The organism is Paenibacillus sp. YSY-4.3 (assembly GCF_054767475.1).
In genome coordinates, this window is record NZ_BAABMC010000002.1 from 736,471 (window position 1) to 754,825 (window position 18,355).

The 18,355-nt window shown below is 40.0% G+C and carries 23 protein-coding genes; 12 read left to right on the forward strand and 11 right to left on the reverse strand.

Annotated features, from left to right (window positions below):
- Nucleotides 1-69: 69 nt before the first annotated feature.
- Nucleotides 70-3,492, reverse strand: a complete 3,423-nt coding sequence (locus ACYUJT_RS09940) for an AAA domain-containing protein (protein WP_460321193.1) — start codon at nucleotides 3,490-3,492, stop codon at nucleotides 70-72.
- Nucleotides 3,493-3,755: 263 nt separating this feature from the next.
- Between ACYUJT_RS09940 and ACYUJT_RS09945 the strand changes: the two genes are divergently transcribed.
- From ACYUJT_RS09945 to ACYUJT_RS09980, 8 genes are all read left to right on the forward strand, one after another.
- Nucleotides 3,756-3,944 (forward strand): hypothetical protein, encoded by a 189-nt coding sequence (locus ACYUJT_RS09945; protein WP_460321196.1) that lies wholly within the window; start codon nucleotides 3,756-3,758, stop codon nucleotides 3,942-3,944.
- Nucleotides 3,945-4,004: 60 nt separating this feature from the next.
- On the forward strand, nucleotides 4,005-5,294 hold the full coding sequence (locus tag ACYUJT_RS09950) for an adenine nucleotide alpha hydrolase family protein (protein WP_460321199.1): 1,290 nt from the start codon (nucleotides 4,005-4,007) through the stop codon (nucleotides 5,292-5,294).
- Nucleotides 5,295-5,318: 24 nt separating this feature from the next.
- Nucleotides 5,319-6,548, forward strand: a complete 1,230-nt coding sequence (locus ACYUJT_RS09955; RefSeq protein ID WP_460321202.1) for an MFS transporter — start codon at nucleotides 5,319-5,321, stop codon at nucleotides 6,546-6,548.
- Entirely contained in the window at nucleotides 6,514-7,311 is a 798-nt protein-coding gene (locus tag ACYUJT_RS09960; protein WP_460321204.1) for a class I SAM-dependent methyltransferase, read from the forward strand. Before ACYUJT_RS09955 ends, ACYUJT_RS09960 begins: the two co-directional genes overlap by 35 nt.
- A 19-nt stretch (nucleotides 7,312-7,330) precedes the next feature.
- Nucleotides 7,331-7,714: an iron-sulfur cluster assembly scaffold protein gene (locus tag ACYUJT_RS09965; RefSeq protein ID WP_460321207.1), complete on the forward strand. Its 384-nt coding sequence runs from the start codon at nucleotides 7,331-7,333 to the stop codon at nucleotides 7,712-7,714.
- 203 nt (nucleotides 7,715-7,917) lie between these two features.
- Nucleotides 7,918-8,397, forward strand: coding sequence for a hypothetical protein (locus ACYUJT_RS09970; protein ID WP_460321210.1), 480 nt, complete (start codon nucleotides 7,918-7,920; stop codon nucleotides 8,395-8,397).
- 787 nt (nucleotides 8,398-9,184) lie between these two features.
- A complete protein-coding gene (locus tag ACYUJT_RS09975; RefSeq protein ID WP_460321213.1) occupies nucleotides 9,185-10,102 on the forward strand; it encodes a hypothetical protein in 918 nt (305 codons plus the stop codon).
- 88 nt (nucleotides 10,103-10,190) lie between these two features.
- On the forward strand, nucleotides 10,191-10,610 hold the full coding sequence (locus ACYUJT_RS09980) for a hypothetical protein (protein ID WP_460321215.1): 420 nt from the start codon (nucleotides 10,191-10,193) through the stop codon (nucleotides 10,608-10,610).
- Between the two features lie 52 nt (nucleotides 10,611-10,662).
- On the opposite strand, the gene ACYUJT_RS09985 is transcribed toward ACYUJT_RS09980, so the two are convergent.
- Both ACYUJT_RS09985 and ACYUJT_RS09990 read right to left on the reverse strand, forming a co-directional pair.
- Nucleotides 10,663-11,316: a hypothetical protein gene (locus ACYUJT_RS09985; protein WP_460321217.1), complete on the reverse strand. Its 654-nt coding sequence runs from the start codon at nucleotides 11,314-11,316 to the stop codon at nucleotides 10,663-10,665.
- Between the two features lie 13 nt (nucleotides 11,317-11,329).
- Nucleotides 11,330-11,494: a hypothetical protein gene (locus ACYUJT_RS09990; RefSeq protein WP_460321219.1), complete on the reverse strand. Its 165-nt coding sequence runs from the start codon at nucleotides 11,492-11,494 to the stop codon at nucleotides 11,330-11,332.
- A 213-nt stretch (nucleotides 11,495-11,707) separates the two neighbouring features.
- On the opposite strand from ACYUJT_RS09990, the gene ACYUJT_RS09995 reads away from it, so the two are divergent.
- A complete protein-coding gene (locus tag ACYUJT_RS09995; RefSeq protein WP_460321221.1) occupies nucleotides 11,708-12,211 on the forward strand; it encodes a hypothetical protein in 504 nt (167 codons plus the stop codon).
- Nucleotides 12,212-12,317: 106 nt separating this feature from the next.
- On the opposite strand, the gene ACYUJT_RS10000 is transcribed toward ACYUJT_RS09995, so the two are convergent.
- The 4 genes from ACYUJT_RS10000 to ACYUJT_RS10015 all read right to left on the reverse strand — a co-directional run bounded on the left by ACYUJT_RS10000 (nucleotide 12,318) and on the right by ACYUJT_RS10015 (nucleotide 15,177).
- Complete coding sequence (locus tag ACYUJT_RS10000) at nucleotides 12,318-13,688, reverse strand: DHA2 family efflux MFS transporter permease subunit (RefSeq protein WP_460321612.1); 1,371 nt, start codon at nucleotides 13,686-13,688, stop codon at nucleotides 12,318-12,320.
- Nucleotides 13,689-13,710: 22 nt separating this feature from the next.
- Nucleotides 13,711-14,283: a TetR/AcrR family transcriptional regulator gene (locus ACYUJT_RS10005; RefSeq protein ID WP_460321223.1), complete on the reverse strand. Its 573-nt coding sequence runs from the start codon at nucleotides 14,281-14,283 to the stop codon at nucleotides 13,711-13,713.
- A 253-nt stretch (nucleotides 14,284-14,536) separates the two neighbouring features.
- Nucleotides 14,537-14,923 (reverse strand): retropepsin-like aspartic protease, encoded by a 387-nt coding sequence (locus ACYUJT_RS10010; protein ID WP_460321226.1) that lies wholly within the window; start codon nucleotides 14,921-14,923, stop codon nucleotides 14,537-14,539.
- Nucleotides 14,920-15,177, reverse strand: a complete 258-nt coding sequence (locus ACYUJT_RS10015; RefSeq protein WP_460321228.1) for a hypothetical protein — start codon at nucleotides 15,175-15,177, stop codon at nucleotides 14,920-14,922. The genes ACYUJT_RS10010 and ACYUJT_RS10015 overlap by 4 nt, the downstream gene beginning before the upstream one ends.
- A gap of 104 nt (nucleotides 15,178-15,281) precedes the next feature.
- Between ACYUJT_RS10015 and ACYUJT_RS10020 the strand changes: the two genes are divergently transcribed.
- On the forward strand, nucleotides 15,282-15,416 hold the full coding sequence (locus tag ACYUJT_RS10020; RefSeq protein ID WP_460321231.1) for a hypothetical protein: 135 nt from the start codon (nucleotides 15,282-15,284) through the stop codon (nucleotides 15,414-15,416).
- Nucleotides 15,417-15,490: 74 nt separating this feature from the next.
- Here the strand turns inward: ACYUJT_RS10020 and ACYUJT_RS10025 are convergent, their stop codons facing one another.
- A complete protein-coding gene (locus ACYUJT_RS10025) occupies nucleotides 15,491-16,027 on the reverse strand; it encodes an NAD(P)H-dependent oxidoreductase (RefSeq protein ID WP_460321234.1) in 537 nt (178 codons plus the stop codon).
- Nucleotides 16,028-16,298: 271 nt separating this feature from the next.
- Between ACYUJT_RS10025 and ACYUJT_RS10030 the strand changes: the two genes are divergently transcribed.
- The gene (locus ACYUJT_RS10030; RefSeq protein ID WP_460321237.1) at nucleotides 16,299-16,664 is read left to right on the forward strand and encodes a winged helix-turn-helix transcriptional regulator; all 366 of its coding nucleotides are present in this window, start codon (nucleotides 16,299-16,301) and stop codon (nucleotides 16,662-16,664) included.
- Nucleotides 16,665-16,709: 45 nt separating this feature from the next.
- On the opposite strand, the gene ACYUJT_RS10035 is transcribed toward ACYUJT_RS10030, so the two are convergent.
- Nucleotides 16,710-16,925 carry a hypothetical protein gene (locus tag ACYUJT_RS10035; RefSeq protein WP_460321239.1) on the reverse strand — a complete coding sequence of 72 codons (216 nt, stop codon included), beginning with the start codon at nucleotides 16,923-16,925 and terminating at the stop codon, nucleotides 16,710-16,712.
- A gap of 173 nt (nucleotides 16,926-17,098) precedes the next feature.
- Here ACYUJT_RS10035 and ACYUJT_RS10040 point away from each other — a divergent pair, with 173 nt between their 5' ends.
- Nucleotides 17,099-17,518, forward strand: a complete 420-nt coding sequence (locus ACYUJT_RS10040; protein WP_460321242.1) for a hypothetical protein — start codon at nucleotides 17,099-17,101, stop codon at nucleotides 17,516-17,518.
- A gap of 102 nt (nucleotides 17,519-17,620) precedes the next feature.
- Here the strand turns inward: ACYUJT_RS10040 and ACYUJT_RS10045 are convergent, their stop codons facing one another.
- Nucleotides 17,621-17,851 carry a hypothetical protein gene (locus tag ACYUJT_RS10045; RefSeq protein ID WP_460321244.1) on the reverse strand — a complete coding sequence of 77 codons (231 nt, stop codon included), beginning with the start codon at nucleotides 17,849-17,851 and terminating at the stop codon, nucleotides 17,621-17,623.
- A 51-nt stretch (nucleotides 17,852-17,902) separates the two neighbouring features.
- On the reverse strand, nucleotides 17,903-18,274 hold the full coding sequence (locus tag ACYUJT_RS10050) for a NusG domain II-containing protein (RefSeq protein WP_460321247.1): 372 nt from the start codon (nucleotides 18,272-18,274) through the stop codon (nucleotides 17,903-17,905).
- Nucleotides 18,275-18,355: the final 81 nt, after the last annotated feature.

Here is an 18,355-nt window from a genome sequence, read left to right on the forward strand (position 1 = left end):
ACCCACCATTACGATTCAGACAATTGGCTCTTGATTAGTTGTGCGACAGTTCAAGCTCCCCATCCACTCCTACCCCAATACCACCTGAACCAACTTCCTCTTCTCCAAATCCTCCCTGATCTTCCCAATCATCTCTCCAACATCCGGGCCACGATAAACCAATGACGTCTCATAATAACACCACTGATGAGATGGGTTCCTCCTGGCAGATAGCCAATTGAAGGAGCCTTCAATCAAGACATTGGTATCCACCCATAACGCCTTACTATGGACTCTGTCGGTCAGATGTAGCTGTACCCCGTGTTCCTGCAAAATCTGTTTGGCTTTTACATAAGTATACTTAAGCTCATTCTTGTTGTAGTTTAATGCTTCGTTTGTATATACCGCCACCGTGATGCCACGCTGCACAGCTTCATCAAATAGCGGCTGAAGTTGATCAGCTTCAATAGCGACTGACGATAGGTACGGGGAGACGATATGAACCTCTTGGTTAGCCGATTGAATGCAATCTCGAAGAAATTGTTGGTGAGCCTCTAGTTCATGAATATGCTCGACGGGTGCACCGTAACGGGTGTTAAAGTAGTCTCCCAAATCAATGTTCTTGATTTCATTTTCCTCTTTGGCAAATAAATACTTGGCAAGCAAGCCAGATGGTGTCGGCCTAGCAGGAGAAAACACTCCCATATCGCCAAACACAAGAAAGCTGTCCCTCGCTCTGGATACGGCCACGTTTAACATTGAAACCCCTTGGTCAAAGAAATACCCTGAAGAGTGGTTACTGTCGTACACCGGAGAAAATAGGACGATCGGGCGTTCATCTCCCTGCAATGTATGTACCGTACCCGCTTTTACTCCTTTCATTCCTACACGTTTCAGCTTATTTAGGAGTAGCCATTTTTGAGAAGAAAAAGGAGTTACAATGGCAACAATGTCTTCGATCCGAGTTAGCCCTTCTTGCGAATAGTATTCCAGAAGCTTATCCTTATTTCGGTCAATCCAACTGACAATCACTTCCGCTTCGAGTTTATTCTCTAGGCTGCCACCCCGTTTCCGCGAAGTACCCGGAATATGAGCGTATCCCATATGCGGTAGTAAATAATCTTTGATCGATTTCCGCTTAGGTTCCAGTTTCCCGTGATAAGCCAGTTCATTGCAGTAGGCAATAATTTCAGGTACACACCTACGGTGCTCTGTCAACAAAAATCCTCCATCCGACTCCGAAATAGTATATTTAGTGTGTCTTCTGGCAATTTCCATGACGGAGCCGCAAGACGCCGGGATCCCCGTGATTCTTAGTTCATCATAAGCGTCGGGGTCTGACTGCAATCCATATCGTTGTAAATTGCCCATATCCACTGTAATTGGGATGCTCCAAACGGGCTGAATTTGCAAAGTATCTCCGACAATAATCGCTTTCTTGGCCAAGGCAAAAGAAGCCCCCGCAACTTCAGGTACAACTTGCCCTGCTTCGTCAATGATCAGCATATCAATATATTCATACATCGGATGCAGCCTCGCTTGATATGCGCTAAAAAAAGTAGGCAACATATATAAGGTTGTAACAAAACAAGGCGTTAACTTGGCCAATCTTCTCCACAGTAGAGCTCGCCCTTTCTTTCCATTTTTCCGATTATAGCTCGGATCCGATAGCAATCTTTCGGTTTCCAGCAACCATTGACCCTCCCAATAATGAACGGCGAGCTTAAACGCCTCATAACGGCTCGTTCGATCCAAATATTCCAAATAGGTCTCTTCCTCTTGAATCGAAAGGGTAGATGCGATTTCTTCCCATTTATTCTGCGCTGTTACATATTCCTCATATTCCTTCTTTACTTCCGACAACTGCGCTTCTGCCTGCTCTCTCTTGCCTCTCAACCTGCTGTGACTGTCTGCGAACCACTGATCAATTTGCTCCTCTTGGGGCATATCGGGTAGCTGGTTAAGGGAACAAAAGAGTATGTTCCTTAATTGCTTCTTGCGAATAGCTATATTTTTGACAACGGGAATTTTAAGCAGCAATGGGATCCACCAGGGTTCTTCCAAAAGAAACTTCTTCCACTCGATCCGGAACTTCTCTAGTTCAGCCAATTCCTCTATTACTCGATTTACATGTTCCGTTCGATCTTGAATCACATTTTGAATACTTTTGGGATACTTGGCCTTAATAGAAACTTCCAATTCTTGATACTTAACATGGGTGTTTACGATATATTGAATTTCTTGTGATACTTTAACAAGATTACCGTGCAATAAGTCGATTGCATCATCGACGGTGGCGATATCCTCTGCAAAATATTGAGAACATTTCTCCAAATAGTACTGGGAGGCTTGAGCTAGGAAATCCGTCGTTTCAATGTGCTCAAAGTAACCTCGAAATCCGCCTTGTCCAGTCATTACGGTTAACCAGTCTTCATTTTCGTGTTCGTCATTGAAGGAAGATCTCAAATAAGATCCGTAGCTCGTAATATCGGGAATCCATCGACCGGAAAGGGGATTCTCCCCCACTTCATTCACTTTTCCAAAGCTTCCAATAACGTTAGTAACCGCATTGTTATTCGTAGAAGTCACGACGATGACTGGCGGCTCCATTTTATGAATTGCATGGTGAACAACAGAAGTGGCGACAACACTTTGTAACAATGTCGTTTTTCCGGTCCCCGGCGGACCATTGACCGCTATCAAATCCCCATCGTTTAGCAGCGTTGCATGATGCATAGCCTGTCGCTGCGAGTTGGAAAGGTAGAACTGATTGCTCATCTGCCCATAGTGACCAACAGAAAGCTTCTCGGAATCTATCCCCTTCAATGCAGGTAACGGAGGTTGACTTTCTATGCTTGCAAACGTTAGCTGCAAAGGCGATTGGACTTGGTCTATCTCGATATTGCCGTAAAGATCCTGTATAGCTCTCGAAGTTCCAGTGACAAGATCATTGATGAAAAGATAACTTCCATCAGATAACCGATACTGTTCGTGTGTCCACTCCGAAAGGGGGAAGCCGGTGACATTTTTAAATAATTCGAGAGCGAAGTTTAAATAATCCGCCCAGCTTTCCCGGTTTACAGATCGTGTTGAAAGATACTCATCTACCTGATCAATATTCCCCATCGATAAAACTTCAGTTTCACTCGGTTCCAGATAGTCCCTACAAATCCAGGGCGTATATCGTGGGTGGGGCTTTAACGTTCCGGATACATCCAGTAAGGCCGGAATCCATAATGGAGCAATAGATTCAGGTAATCTATAGTTAATCGCGCTACCATGCTCTTTCTTTACATAAGTTACGGCAGGGCACACTACCACATCAAAAATCGTCTTCTTCTTATCCTTATCCTTACACTTGGAAATAAACTGCTGTACGGTATCCGAGGATGCGACACCTTTTTCAATTGCATCATTTTCAATTAAAAACCCACTGGGCTTCATCTTGTTAAAATTCGGATCCAACCAGTCCGCATCAGCTAAGCTATTTCTCCAATACTTTAGTACGTTCATGGTTGCTACTCACCCTTCCATGCCTAAAGCTCTAGTTAGGGGTACTTTCGACAAACTTCAGGGAAATCCTTCCTGATTTGATAGATTGAAGTTAGATATATTTCTTAGTATTAAAGCCTAAAGGTTATGATACCTCTTTTAAGTCTGAAACCCTTCGATTTGACAATTCACGGAAATTACATATATTAAACTTATTGAGAATAAATTCCATAAATGATATCATTTAAAAGAATACATTTTACAAATAGAAAGGAGGGATATCCATGGGGACAACTGCTGTACTTAAAATTCGTGAATTTTCTAATCCAGAGTCTGTAATTTCTCCAGTCTTGCAAGTTTCTACGAATACTAAAGCGTTAACATTAGTTGAAATCATGAAAATGTTTGAGCAGAGAATGATTCATGAAGAAACAAATTGTAATTCATCGGAAAATCATGTGGGACATTTATAATCTATTATATGGTAGCCTAAGGACACTTAGGCTACTTTTATAATCAAGGAGAATGATAAAATGAAGAGCACAGTTAACACGTTTTCTAAAAAAAAACCCATTGAGATCAAAGATAGGCTAGATAGAAAGTTTATCATTGAGGGTAATATAGATGACCCAATATCATCTTTTTTGAATAAGAATCATATTCCTATTGATGCAGTAATCGTAAAAAAAGATGGTAATATTATTGATGATTGGCAGGAAAGAATTCAGGAGAATGGAGAATATACTGTCGAAATGGTCAGAGCATACCATCTCCCAGATTTATTATCTTTGTTACGATTATGGGATACTAAAATAATGAGTGGAAAGCTTACAGTTAAGGAAGAAGCTTACTATACTAAAAGGTTATTTCTTCATAATGATTCTGATGGCGATTATACGGCAACACAAACTTCATTTAATAAAGATGAATTTGTAAATTATCTAGATCAGGTTTTTGTGGACGGCATATTACTAAATGAATTAATACAGGAAAACGATATGATAGCTCTTGCTATGTCAGGTGGTAGGGATAGTCTATCATTAGGGTACTTTTTAAGCAGAAATAAAGATAAATTCCCAAAGCATACCATGAGTTCGTTTCATGTTAGCACATTTTCTAAACCGAAAGAAACAAGATTTTCAAGTGAAATTGCGGACAGGTTTCATTTTGAACATAATCTTATTACAAACCAGGCTGTTAAAGAACAATTTAGATTAAAAAAAGACCCCGTTGAGGTTCTTGATTTCATAAAATACGAATATAATAAATCCTATTCTATAGCAGGTACACATATCATTATGCGTTCGGCAGTAGAAAAAGCAGCAAGAGAACAAGGAATAAAAAAACTTTCATTTGGATTAATGAAAGAAGATTTAATGTCAACAATTATTAAATGTATTTTTGTTGGTTTTCCATTTAATGGACCATTTAATAGAAAATTTGGAGACTTTGATATTATTTATCCCTTATGGCCAGTATCAAAAAAGGAACTAACACTGTATTTAGAAGCTATAATGCCAAGTCATAACCGACAAGAAAGCCCATCAGAGTTCGAGCGCGGTTCCCTATCAAGAGATATTTATTATCTTATTGCAGATACTATTGAAACAATTCTCCCCGGTGCTGGTTTACAATTGCTAAATTCACAAAAAACAACTTTAAAACATTTAATACCGAACAATTATAATAAGTGCGGAAATTGCACTGGGACTTATTCAACTTCTTATCAACCGGAATATACTCTTATCGATAGAGAATATGAAGATGTCGGATTATGCGATTTATGTAAGATTTTAGATGAATGTGGTTTGATAAAATCTTAATGTCTTGCTTGAGGTGGGATAGTTGTGGCAGTTGATAAAATGCAGTATAAAAATATACTGAAATCTCAAGTCACTGCATCAATTGGGGAAACCTTTTTAACAATTGCGTTAGCAACAACAGCTCTTCAAATATCAGGTTCACCTATTCAAGCAGCTTGGATAATGTCAATAAATGCTTTGGCGACATTTATTATGGGGTTAGGTTCTGGATGGTTTATTGATAAGTTCTCCAAAAAAGATTTAATGTTAATTTGTGATTTATTGCGGGCAATATTTATTATTCCACTATTCTTTATAACTAAGGAATATTTTTGGATAACCTATATTATTGTTTTTTTTATAGCCTGTTGTAATTCTATTTTTCATCCATCAAGAGAGGGGTATATCCAGTCCCAATTTAAACAAGAAGATCGATTAGAAATCGTTTCAACTGTACAAAGTTATTTATCAACAATAAGTTTAATAGGTCCAACTATTGCTGGTATATTAATTGCATTCTTAACACCTAACATTTCATTTCTTATAAATTTATTTACTTTTGTTATATCCGCATACTTCATACGAAAAATCCCAAAAGAAACATCCCACCATGAAATATCCCAAGAATCAATTTTAAGGAAAATTGGATCAGGCTGGATCTATTTATACAAAAATAAACCGCTTTTAAAATTAAATATTAACCGAATATTCTTAACGAGCTCGTTAGCTATATACGTAATTGTTATGTATTCATATTTAGCAAGTATAGATAAATCTTTTCTAAACTACACTTTGACATTCCCTGTACTACTTGGTTTAGTAAACACTATTCAAGGTTTTGGAGCATTAAGTGGTGGTATTGTAGTTAAGAAAAATAAAAAGATGCTAACTAATCGATTAGAAAACCTTTTAGTTTATGCAGGTATAATATTTTCATTAGGATTCATTTTTTGGATGTTCGGGAATATATATTTGATAATTTTAGGAAGTTTCTTTATTGGTTTTGGATTGATTATTGGTAGAACTGGAATATCAATAATGGGTCAATCGATAGCCGACTCAAAATACATTGGTAGAGCAATAACAGCTGGTGATGCCATTGCTAGACTTAGTAATATTACTGCTACAAGTTTGGCCTCATTATTAATTCTTTATTTCAGTCCAAGGTTATTAATCTTAATTTCCGCTATTTTAGCTATTATTATTGCAATAAATTATTTTAATAAGGGAAGTGCTGGTAATGGTAAATCAACCGATAACATGTACAATTCCTAGAAATGAAATTGAGAATAACCCGTTTAATGAAGATTGGTATAATACTTATTTTAATGAAGATTACTGGAACTTTGTGAATTATTCTTGTTCATCGATAGAAGTTACAGATAATGAGTTAATGTTTATTAAATCTATATTAAAAGAGTCTAAATCACTTTCTATATTAGACTTATTTTGTGGGATTGGAAGGCATGCAAATAGATTAAGTGAAGAAGGATATACTGTAACTGGTGTAGATATTAATCAAGAAACAATAGAAATGGCGAAGAATTCAGGTGTAAGTAATGTGAATTATATAGTTGATGATGCGAGGAAATTTGTATCACAGAATAAATATGATTGCTGTTTATTGATGCAAACTTCATTTGGATATTTTTCAGAATTAGAAAATAGGGAGTTAATTTCAAGAATTAATTCGTTATTAAATGATAATGGTATTCTAATCATTGATGTTCCAAATAGGGATAATATGCTCAAAAATTTTAGATATAGAGATTGGATTACAATTAATGACGCTACATATTGTTTAACCCACCAGTTTGACTATATAGCTGGTAGGAGAAATACAATAATGAAAGTTATTGATGATAATGGTGAAAGAGAAAATTCTCATAGTATAAGAATGTATACAATTTCTGAAATGATTGAAATATTAGAAAGTAATGGTTTCTCACTCGAGAAACTATATGGAGATTTTACCATTAATAATATCCGTTTTAATAACAATTTTAGAAGATTACAATTAGTTGCTCAAAAAAAGTAAAGAAGGTGAAAATGTGATTTTGAGTGAGAGATTAATTCAGGATTTCATTCTAGATCATGCACGCTCACCGAGAAATTACGGAAAATTAGATAATGCAATAATATATGAGGCGAATAATCCAGGGTGTAATGATTCTTTGTTAATTTATTTTAAAGAAGAAAAGGGTAAGTTGATTTTTTCATTTGAAGCATCGGGATGTATTCTATCTAAAGCATGCGCATCAATACTTATAGATGAAATTAACCAAAGAACATTAGAAGAAATTAAAATTTGCAGCCATGATTTTTTAATAAATAAACTAAATTCTAAGATTATTTACAGTCGTCCAAAATGTACAATGTTAGCTTTGAATATAGTAAAAACTATTGTTAAAGAAATAGAATCTAAGAGCGTAAATATGTAAAAATAAAAAGATACATCAGCTCAATTAAACACAGTTTATTACAAAGGCACTGTTCGTTACACACCAACAAATAATACCCTTTCGCCATTATAGCTCTGGTACTATTGTTAATGTAAAACCATATTTCCCATTCTAGAATTTATACGGAGAGGGTTAGGAGGAGACTCTTGGCCCTCTCTTTTAAAAGAGGAAGGCGAGCTTTAATGAAGAATAGTCTTTTGCTTAAAACTTTAGTTATAGTTCTTCTATCTCTTGTCCTCGTCAGTTGTACCAATCCTAAGCAAGTGATAAATATCGACATTACAGCATTTATGTATGGGGACGAGATAAATCAAACTGTAGAGGTATCCATGAATGGCGAGTATAACACCAAAGAACACAGTTTCGTCGGCTCTCTAGTCATTGGAGATGTAATTAAGCTTGAACATGTAACCTTTTCTCCTGGATCAGGATTAATCAGCTACAACGAATCAACAAGATCTTATCTTGGTCAGATCTTTTTTGATTATAAAAGCCTGCGTTTCTCGATAGAAATTACAGACCAGGATCTTTACCAGCAACTAACCCTATCCAATCATGATGGGGATAAAAAGATCACGATCACTTCACCAGCTAACAATATGGAAGACGCAAAGCGAATTAATGCCGAGCTCAAAGACGAGAGGCTTCCTTTTGAGAAATAACAGGAACAGCAATAATATGCCTCACTAATTTGCTTCGAATACTAACATGCCCAATACTCACCTTCTCACAAACAGCCGAAAAACATTCAATACTACAGAAAACAACCCGCCACCCAATGCAAATAACAAAGTTAAGCGGAAGCCGGCCGTAGGATTTGATGTAGGATTGATCAATAAAAATACTCCCCCTACAATGAATCCCCCGAGACAATACAGCAAGAGATGTGCGAATCTCCCATACTTTTTAATTCTGAAATCGATAAATATGGATATAGGAACAGCAATAAATAGGTATATGGAAAACAAAATCATGAATCCGATCCAGAGCTTACTTGTAAGGCTGTAATATAAGACATTATCCTCATTCGTTTGGTTAATCATAGTGAATACAAGAGATAGAATGAATGCAGAAATGATGGATGATATAATCCTAATCAAAGCACATTCCCTCCTTATGTAGACTTGGTAAAAATTTTATTTCATAAACAAAGGGCTTTTCTGTGGAGTAGAAATTTATATCTTCGGTCAAGTAACTTGTTTCACACTCTCCCCGGACGTATTCCTTATAATGAACCAGTTCTTCCCCTTAACTTTATTAAGACAAAATTGGCTATTTAGCCAACCCCATAACCACTAATCATCAGCTTAAATTTTTCACTTCTTCTAGTTTGTGTTAATCGATTTAAAAGTTTCTTCCTGGCTGTGATAAATGTTATTTTTAACAATTACATATATGGTTAATATTGTAATTGATTTATAATAACATTAATTAGGAGGATTGATTATTTTGAGGAAAATTGTTAAGTTAATTCTGCCACTAGTTTTATTACTGTCGTTAGCTATTCCGGTAAGTGCCCATGAAGTTGATAGTTCAGAAAATATCAATATTCACGGTCATTTGAAAACAGTTGTGAAATTTCCTGGTAGATCTTTAGAACAAGTTCAAGAACTTTATAGCTCAATTGGTTATAATATTGAGGCCAATCAGGAAAACTCAATACTCGAACTTAATGATAATATCCCGCAAATAGAACTCGACTCCTCCTTACTCACATTAAAAATTGACAATAACATAACCGAATTAAAGAACGGAGAGTTTTTTGTAAGTAATTTGAATATTGACAAGCCCTTAATACAAATATACCTCTCAGATTCCTTAATCTATGAAGAAGAGCATACCCTTGTGAGTGGGATAAATCATATACCCTTAGAATTAAACTTTGACTTTAACAATCTCGTTATTAATGCCGGTTTAAAAATGAATTCCGATGACAGTAACAATATTAGTAAACAATTAGTTACTCCGTTTTATGACCCTGACTCATATTACAATGGTATAAAAGTCGGTTCCTATTTCGGGCTGGGTAAAGGTCGAATGAAAATGCTAACCCCTGAAGGACATGTAAGCTGTAATAAGTCTGATCACGACCAAGGTAAGAACTTTCCTCTTAATGGAGCAGATTGTACAAAAGCAGTAGCTGGCGGCCTATTATATTTAAGTAAACCAGCCCTGTACTCTAATTATGTTCAAGGAGTCTTCTGTGTCCAGGAAGCAATGAGCTCTGGGGAAGATTCTAATGAAAGCAATTCTTACTGTAATCACTCACCTAAGAGTAGTGGTTATTATAAGGGATATAAAAATATGGGGTACAATTGTTCAAGCTTTACTTTTTTAAACGGAGACGAACGTTTGAATAAATATTAATATTCTTCGGACTAGGAACATTTCATTGTTCCTAGTTCGGTTTATTATCCGATAAATTTTATTAGATAATTGAAAGGGGAATGCAATTATGAAAAGAAAAACCACCCTAATTATCATTTCAATTTTAGGTATAATCTCTATCTTTTTATTATCTCGAGTGTTATTTTCGAATCTAACCACGAACAGCAACTACGATCTCCAACTTGGGTTTACACAAAATCACGAATTGCCCAAAATAAACGATAGTTCTAATAACTTTATTAACAGTGCTCCATTAACTGCTATAGCCATTTATCCAGATAAGAAAGAAAGCTTACTTCAGGCTCAATTATATGTAACAAAACATGGAGAAAGTGAAATTCTTCAGCAAGAGAAAATGAGAGAGACTAATGACTTAGCCGCGTTTGAAATGAAACTTAATAATTTAGAATGGGAAAAGGGAGAATATACTCTTTACTTCAAACGAGGTTTAGATATTCAAGAATCCCTTGATTTTACTCTTCGTTAGATTATTGTATTCTTTTGAATCCAAAACATCCCGAACCTATTGTCATCTAAAATCAATAATAAGCATCCCGATTCCTCCCATACCCGTAATACTCAGGCAGGAGATTCTTCCCTTCCTTCACACTTTTATTCACGATATCTATCAGTTGCTCCATTGTTCCACCAATTACTTCGGTCGGGATGACATCGCCAAAATGTTCTTGGAATAAGCTGTTCAATTCTATGAACTCCTTCGTATCCAAACACATCAATACATTAGTTATTCCATAATACTTTGGCAATAAATCATACCCTTCAGCGATGCTTTCCTTCATTTTATATCTTAGACCGCCTAAAGTTTCGTTTTCGGGGATGCTGTATTCATCGATAACACCATAGTATTTTCTATATTCCGCCACAATCTCTTTGTATTCATATGTACTTAAAACATCCCACACCAATTGATCATCCAGATTCATATCTTCTATTCTTCCATCCAGTGAATCAACTTTCACATTAGCCTTCTGACTTGCCGTAATGAGCTCATTAACTTTATTAAAATAAAACTCAATTTGCTTTTCCTTCGACCTCAGATCTTGCTCCATTTTTTGACGTTCGTGGGACTTCTGTTTCGATTGTTCGCAGTAGTCAAATTGCATATAAGCAATATAAGCGATTAGAAGTAGAATTAAGGTTATTCCACCATATATACGCCATTTATTTCGCATAAGCTTCCTCCAATCATGCCAATAATTCATCATCTAGCTCGAAGGAGCATCCTTCGTTATCCAGGCCTACAATTTTTAATGATATTCCCACAAACAATCCACTGGAAGGTTTTACCGGCCCCCAAATTCCTTTATTATGTAAATCGGTAAATTCCATCATTTTGATTAATCCGAACATTGATCAGTATACGCTAATGGCTCGCTACTGCCCCTTCTCCATTAACAACAAAAAAGCCGCTCAAAGAGCGACTTCCCCAATATTCACTTCCAAATCCCAATCAACCCACCGTAGCATTTATTGAGCATACTTTGGAGATTTTTTACATATATCGGAAACTAGTCCCCCTCCTAAAGCGTCCTACTTAATAAACCAGGAAAAGAGGATAGTTTAATGAGGACAATAAACCGAATCATTACTACTGTTTTTATGATTAGCCTTTTGAGCGGATGTGGTAACACAACTAATACAACCCCCAATAGCTCACCACCCCCCATTACAAAAGAACATACTAACTCTGTAGAGGAGAATATAGAAACATCCGCTATTGATTTTACTCCCGGTGTATTCATTGATTGGGACTCGGTCAATGAGCCATTAATGAATGAACAAATCAAGACAGTTTTAAAAGAAACCTTGGAAGCCTTAACCAATAAAGACAAGGAAGAACTTAAAAATCAATTTATAGATGCTGAGACAATGGAGGCTAATATGCATGGATTTGATAATATAGCTACCTACGATGAAATAAATAGCTTAGAAGAAGATCGGAGTGGACGCATATCCGTAGTCGTTCTTGGAACAGTCCTACTAGATAACAATATTACAGAAAAATCGAAGATTTTCTATTTCAATAAGAATGACAAGGGAGACTGGAGGCTAGTAGCAATCGACTAGTTGATTAATCCGCTATTTCAATACAAGCCCCATAGACTTCTGATGAGTCCCAAAAATGTAAGCAAGGAGCCCTCCGATATGGAGATGGCTCCTTTACTTAGCATATTTAAGGTTGTGCCTGCAAACTAGGCTTCTTCATAAACAACGACAACACCACATTAACGACCGCCAGCAGCAAGCTGATCTTGAACACCAGCGAGGAGCCCGTAGCGACCGCCTGGGTCGGTTCATTGGCGATGGTCGCCAGGAAGCTGTTCTGCTTGGCTGACAAGATCGATACCATGACCGCGATGCCGATTGCGCCGGATACCTGCTGGATCGTCTGGGTTAGGGCGATGCCGTCCGGATAGTACTGTCTCGGCAGAGAGTTCAACGTGTTGGTCTGCACGGAGGCCAGCACCATCCCGATGCCTAACATCATGACGATATGGGTCAGCACAATCAGCCACAGGGCGGTGCCCGTGCCGAACAGGGAATAGGCTCCATAGCTCAAGGCCACGAGAATCGTTCCCGGCGTAATGACCGCCTTCGGGCCGTATTTATCAAACATTCTGCCGATCATTGGCGCTAATACGCAGTTCAGCAGGCTGCCTGGCAGAAGTATAAGGCCGGTCGCAAAGGCGGCAACCAATAAAGCCATCTGCATGTACATCGGCAGAACCACGAGCATGGATAACATATTGAAGAAGGTCACGAAGCTCATGATGACCCCGAGCACGAATAACGGGTAACGGAATGCCTTCAGGTTGAGCATCGGGCTGTCCATTTTCGTTTGTCGAACCGCAAAAAGAATCAACGCGAGGAGTCCAACGGCCATCATGCTGATCACCGTCATGCTGGTCCATCCCAGGCTGCCGGCAACGCTGACACCGTACACGACCCCCCCGAAGCCAATCGTCGACAGAATGACGGATAGCGCATCGATCGATACCTGGCGCGGCTCATTGACATTCCGCAAATACATGAACCCGAACACGAGCGAGAACAGCAGGAAGGGCAAGGTCACCCAGAAGACCCAGTGCCAGGATAAGGTATCCATAATAAGTCCGGCTATGGTTGGACCTAATGCGGGTCCCGCCAGCATCACCAAGCCCATTACGCCCATGGCGCCGCCTCGTTTATGCGGAGGGAAGATTGTAAATATGACGTTCTGCGTGAGCGGCAGGTTAATGGCCAATCCTGCAGCTTGAATAATGCGACCCGCCAGCAATACGCTAAATGAGGGAGCCGTCGCGGCGAGAATCGTGCCAAAAATAAATAATAGTATCGAATTTATGAACATTTGCCGTGTGGTGAATTTTTGCATCAGAATCCCGGTGACCGGCACTAGAATGCCCAACGTTAAAAAATACCCCGTTGCCAGCCATTGCACCGTCGTGGGACCCACCTTAAATAATTGACCTAACTCGCCCAAGGCGATATTCAATGCCGTCTCACTAAAAAGCCCCACAAAGCCGGCGACAAGAAGCGCGGCCATGATGGGCCCTGTTTTGATCTCTTTACTCACTCGATAATAACCCCTTTAAAAGATTCGGCAAAGTTTGCGCGATGACTCGAAGCGGCTCCGTGCTCTTCTGCGTCAGACAGAACAGCATGCCTCCTTCGATCGCAGCCGTCATCGTTAGCGCCACTGATTTTGCCGTAGATTCTGCAAATCCATCGGCTGCAAGCTTATGATAATAAATGTTCTGTATCCTCTGATACAGCTGATCGCATGCCTTTCGCACCGGCTCGTTGACCGCAGCCATTTCACTGACGATACTGCTGAACGTGTACCCGGCAACGGTCCCTTCCGTCTCCAGATGCCCGATCAACTTATCAATGACGGCGACGGTGGCCTCCTGCGTATTCGCATGCCGCTTGAATACTTCTTCAATGTCCTCCGTGATGGCTTCATTCAAAGCCTGAAGACAAGCGATCAGCAGCTCCTCCTTTCCATTCGGAAAGTGATGGTACAGCGAGCCTTTCGAGATATTGCATGCTTTTAAAATTTCATTTAATCCTACGCCCATATATCCTTTCTGCTGAAAAAGGGCTGTCGCGATTTCGATGATCCGCGATTTCGTATCCATCCCGTTGCACCTCCATACCAACCGGTCTGTTTATTACCATATCAAAAAAAATTTCTATAAGTCAAGAACTTTTGCCCCTATATATAGAGTGACTTTCACGATTTAGACACAATTTTTTAGTGGATTCTGAGTAAAATTTAATTGTGTTGAGATGATATCTGACAACACCAAAAGGAGCCTGCCACAAGTTCCGTGGCCAAGCCCCTTTTTAAATAAAATTATATTATGAAGTTCAAATCCACGAACCTGTCGATTAGCAAATACGGGTCTTTAATTCCATGGCTCCCACATCTATCAATGCTTCTGCTTGCTTCAAAAAATTAAATCCTAGTATTCCGTCGATTTCCATGCCATAATCCATATTTCCGATTTCAACTTGAAAATCTTTAAGTGTTGCTTCTCCAACTAGAATGGAGTCCAAGTATTTGGTGTATACGTATTCTACACCGCCCACGCCCCGTATAATATCCACTACATCATTTTCCTCGGGAACCATACCTATTTCTTGTACGATATCCGCATTCAAAAGCGTGCTCGCCGAGCCGGTGTCGAGTAAAACCTTCTCGAGCCTTAATTCTTTCCCCCTAAATGCGACCGTTATGCTTACGAAGGGAAGTCCATATATTTCTGCTATGTTCATCTCGGCCCTCTAATCCCTACATATCGTTCACGCGCTACTACCTCTGAACGGGATGTGTGGAAAAAACAATACTCACGGTGAGGGTCCTCCTGGTGCAGTTCACTATACCGCTTCAATGCTTTGGTGGAATCCTCGAAGGAGTCAATGACGGTCATCTCTTCTATGAAACGTTGACCTTCCTTAGAATACGCTTTGGTTGCCTCTAGAACGACCCATTCATTGGGAAAACGTTCTTTAACCTCATCCCATCGCATCTTCGACACCTCCGATTGAATAGTTACTATTATTATATCATATCAGACTGCTTATCATTAACCAGTGTAACCCCCCAAAGCCGGCAACTAGAAGCACGGCCATGATGAGTTGGATGATCGATACGAACTACAAATATACGACTCTTGCTTACAAACACACTGTTGCCGATAGGGTCACTGACTCGGAGGGAGTCATGGCTTTTACGATGCCGGGCGAAGTAAGAACCGATTATAGATAAGAGGCATACCTAATATATTCTTCAATATGGCCCTGTAAGGAGTACTTACAGGACCATTTTTAATTGCTGTGGTTCTAACTGATTAGCAGCTCCGATGGCATCCGCAGGATCTCCGCATAATGCCTCGCTTCCTGCTGGAGTTCTACATCCGTCGCATTCGTTGTATTGTATGTCACGAATGGCGGCAGAAATTCAGCATCGCACCGGGTCAGGGTTCTCTCGATCGGCCGAAGAAGCTCGCTAAGGGTATATCGGTTAAAACCTCCTGAGCAATACTCTTTATCCGACCCTCCAGTCGTCGTTGCTACCATGAAGGCTTTGCCCTTCAGCTTATCTCCACCTGATCCGTAGGCCCAGCCATACTCCAGTACATCATCGAACCATTTTTTGAGCAGCGGCGGGCTGCTGTACCAGTATAAAGGGAATTGAAGAATGATTCTGTCATGCTCCAATAACAGCTGCTGTTCTTGCTCCACATCGATTTTCCAGTCCGGATACGCCTCATAGAGATCATGAAGCCGCACTCCCGATCGCTGTAATTCCAGACATAACGCCCTGTTTGCCCGAGAAGCGTTCATATCGGGATGTGCTAGAATAGCCATGATTTTCACCAGCATTTCTCCTTCCTACAATGGTGCATCGCGATGCAATCCCATTATTGGCGAGAATGCTCTGGGATGTAAAGTACGCATTATTTTCGTACTATGTATGTCTAATCGTACATTTTGCAGGATATCCAGCCAGACATCCAGTCGTATTTAGACGTCCCCTTAAGTACTGTAAACCATACTAAGTACTGCTAATGATCGTACTGTTCTATTTCACAGCCCTCTGGTAAAATCTCTGGTAATAGGTACCCACACGAAAGGAGCATGGACGACGATGATGGACGAGGTGCGCGATGACGGAAAGACGGCGGGTATATTGACCACACTCCGCGTGGTCGGAGGAAAGTGGAAGCCTTTAATTTTATTCATTTTGCTGCAGGACGGCACGAAACGCTTCGGCGAACTAAGACGCCTGCTCCCGAATATCACGCAAGGCATGCTGACCAATCAGCTGCGTGAATTGGAGCGAGACGGCCTGGTGATCCGAACGATTCATCAAGAAATCCCCCCTAAAGTGGAATATTCCATATCGGATTACGGCAAATCTCTTCACAAGGTACTGACGGAGATGTGCGGCTGGGGATTTCAACACTTGGAATATATTCAGTGCGAGGCCAGCGAACAGGCCGCAAAGCCTTAATACGCCCATCGCCGTAGCTTCGCCTACTTTCGTGACGAATTCACTCTAGTCTGCCGGCAAGCTCTCCACCGCTGTAAAAAATACATCCAGAAGCTCTACTTCAAAATGAGCTTGGACATACTCCGAAATTTGATCCAGCTCTCGGGCACTTTTATACTCCAAGCATGGACGTCCTTCGCTCCATAAAACTCTGCATTGAAATATCTCTGTGACACGCTCAATAATGTAATCCTGATCTACAGTTCCACGACGGATGGCCATATCTGATGCTCCCTTGCAAATTAATCTCAGTTGTATAGCTTACAGTAATATTACATTTGTTTTCACAGAAAGGGTATTACATGGAACACATTCAGTACAATGGAATATAGTCCACCAGCCGTTACAAAAGTAATGCTAAGCGCTAGCCTGCCATAGGAAAGGTGAAAGCAATGATGCCAAGAAAAACCTCCCTACTCATCATTTCAATTCTAGGGATCGTCTCCGTCTGGATGCTGTCCCGAGCGTTATTTTCGAATCTAACGACGAATAGCAGCTATGATCTCCAGCTTGGATTTACAGCCAATCATGAATTCCCGAAAATAAACGGCAGCTCTAATGATTTTATGAACACTGCTCCATTAACTGCGATAGCCATTTATCCAGATCAGAAGGAAAGCTTATTTCAAGCTCAATTATATATAACAAAACGCGGGGATAAGGAAATTCTTCAGCAAGAGAAAATGAGAGAAACCTCTGACTTAGCCGCATTTGAAATGCGACTTCATAATTTGGATTGGGAGAAGGGAGATTATACTCTTTACTTTCAGCGAGGGTTAGACATTCAAGAATCCCTTGACTTTACTCTTCGTTAGATGACCTGCGGCACAAAAAATTTTAATCTACTGCCCCTGAAGAGAAAACCGCAGCAACCATCCAATGGCCGCTGCGGTCTCTATCCAGTATGATTAATTCACTCACATCGAAGAGTAAGAATGCATCCCTTGAGAAGCTGCATTTCCTTCTCTTTGATGACAACTGTTGTACATCTGCTCCAACTGCGAATCATTCAAATTCGGATGCATTTCTTTCATGAATGGAAGCATGTCTCTGAAGGCAGAAGGACCTGCCTCTGCAGCATAGGCGGCTGTGCCGATCCCGATGGTCAGAACTACCGCGCCTATGATGGCGATGGTTTTTGCTCTCATGATGTTCACCTCCCCTCAATAGCCCCGGGCCAGGACTCCCGCTAGTGCAAATTACGAAACAATGGCATCCAGTTCATCTTCGCCGCTGGGCGCATCACGGATGATGGTAATATACATGCGAAGCGGCAAGCAGATAATCACTTCACTGGACTTCGTGATATGTCCAAACGTAAAGCATATTTTCTCCGGGCAGTCGGACTCTACCACTTCGATGCCGTAATCGCGAACCCGAAGCCGGTCATAGCCCCTGTCGGTCTCAATCTCTATCCACTGGGTCTCTTTGGTCAGCTTCACGGTCTGATAGATCTTGCCATCCACCTGAATTTGCGCATAGGATTCTCCTTGCATGATCTGCTCATGTGTGGGCCGCAAGAGATTATATCCATATATCATCGCTGCGATTAGCAGGAGAATTAGGATCAAGACATAATCCCCTTTTTGTATTTTGAAAGGCATTCGCTCACATCTCTTCTTATAGTCCAGCACTTCAACCGTTTCTGGGCT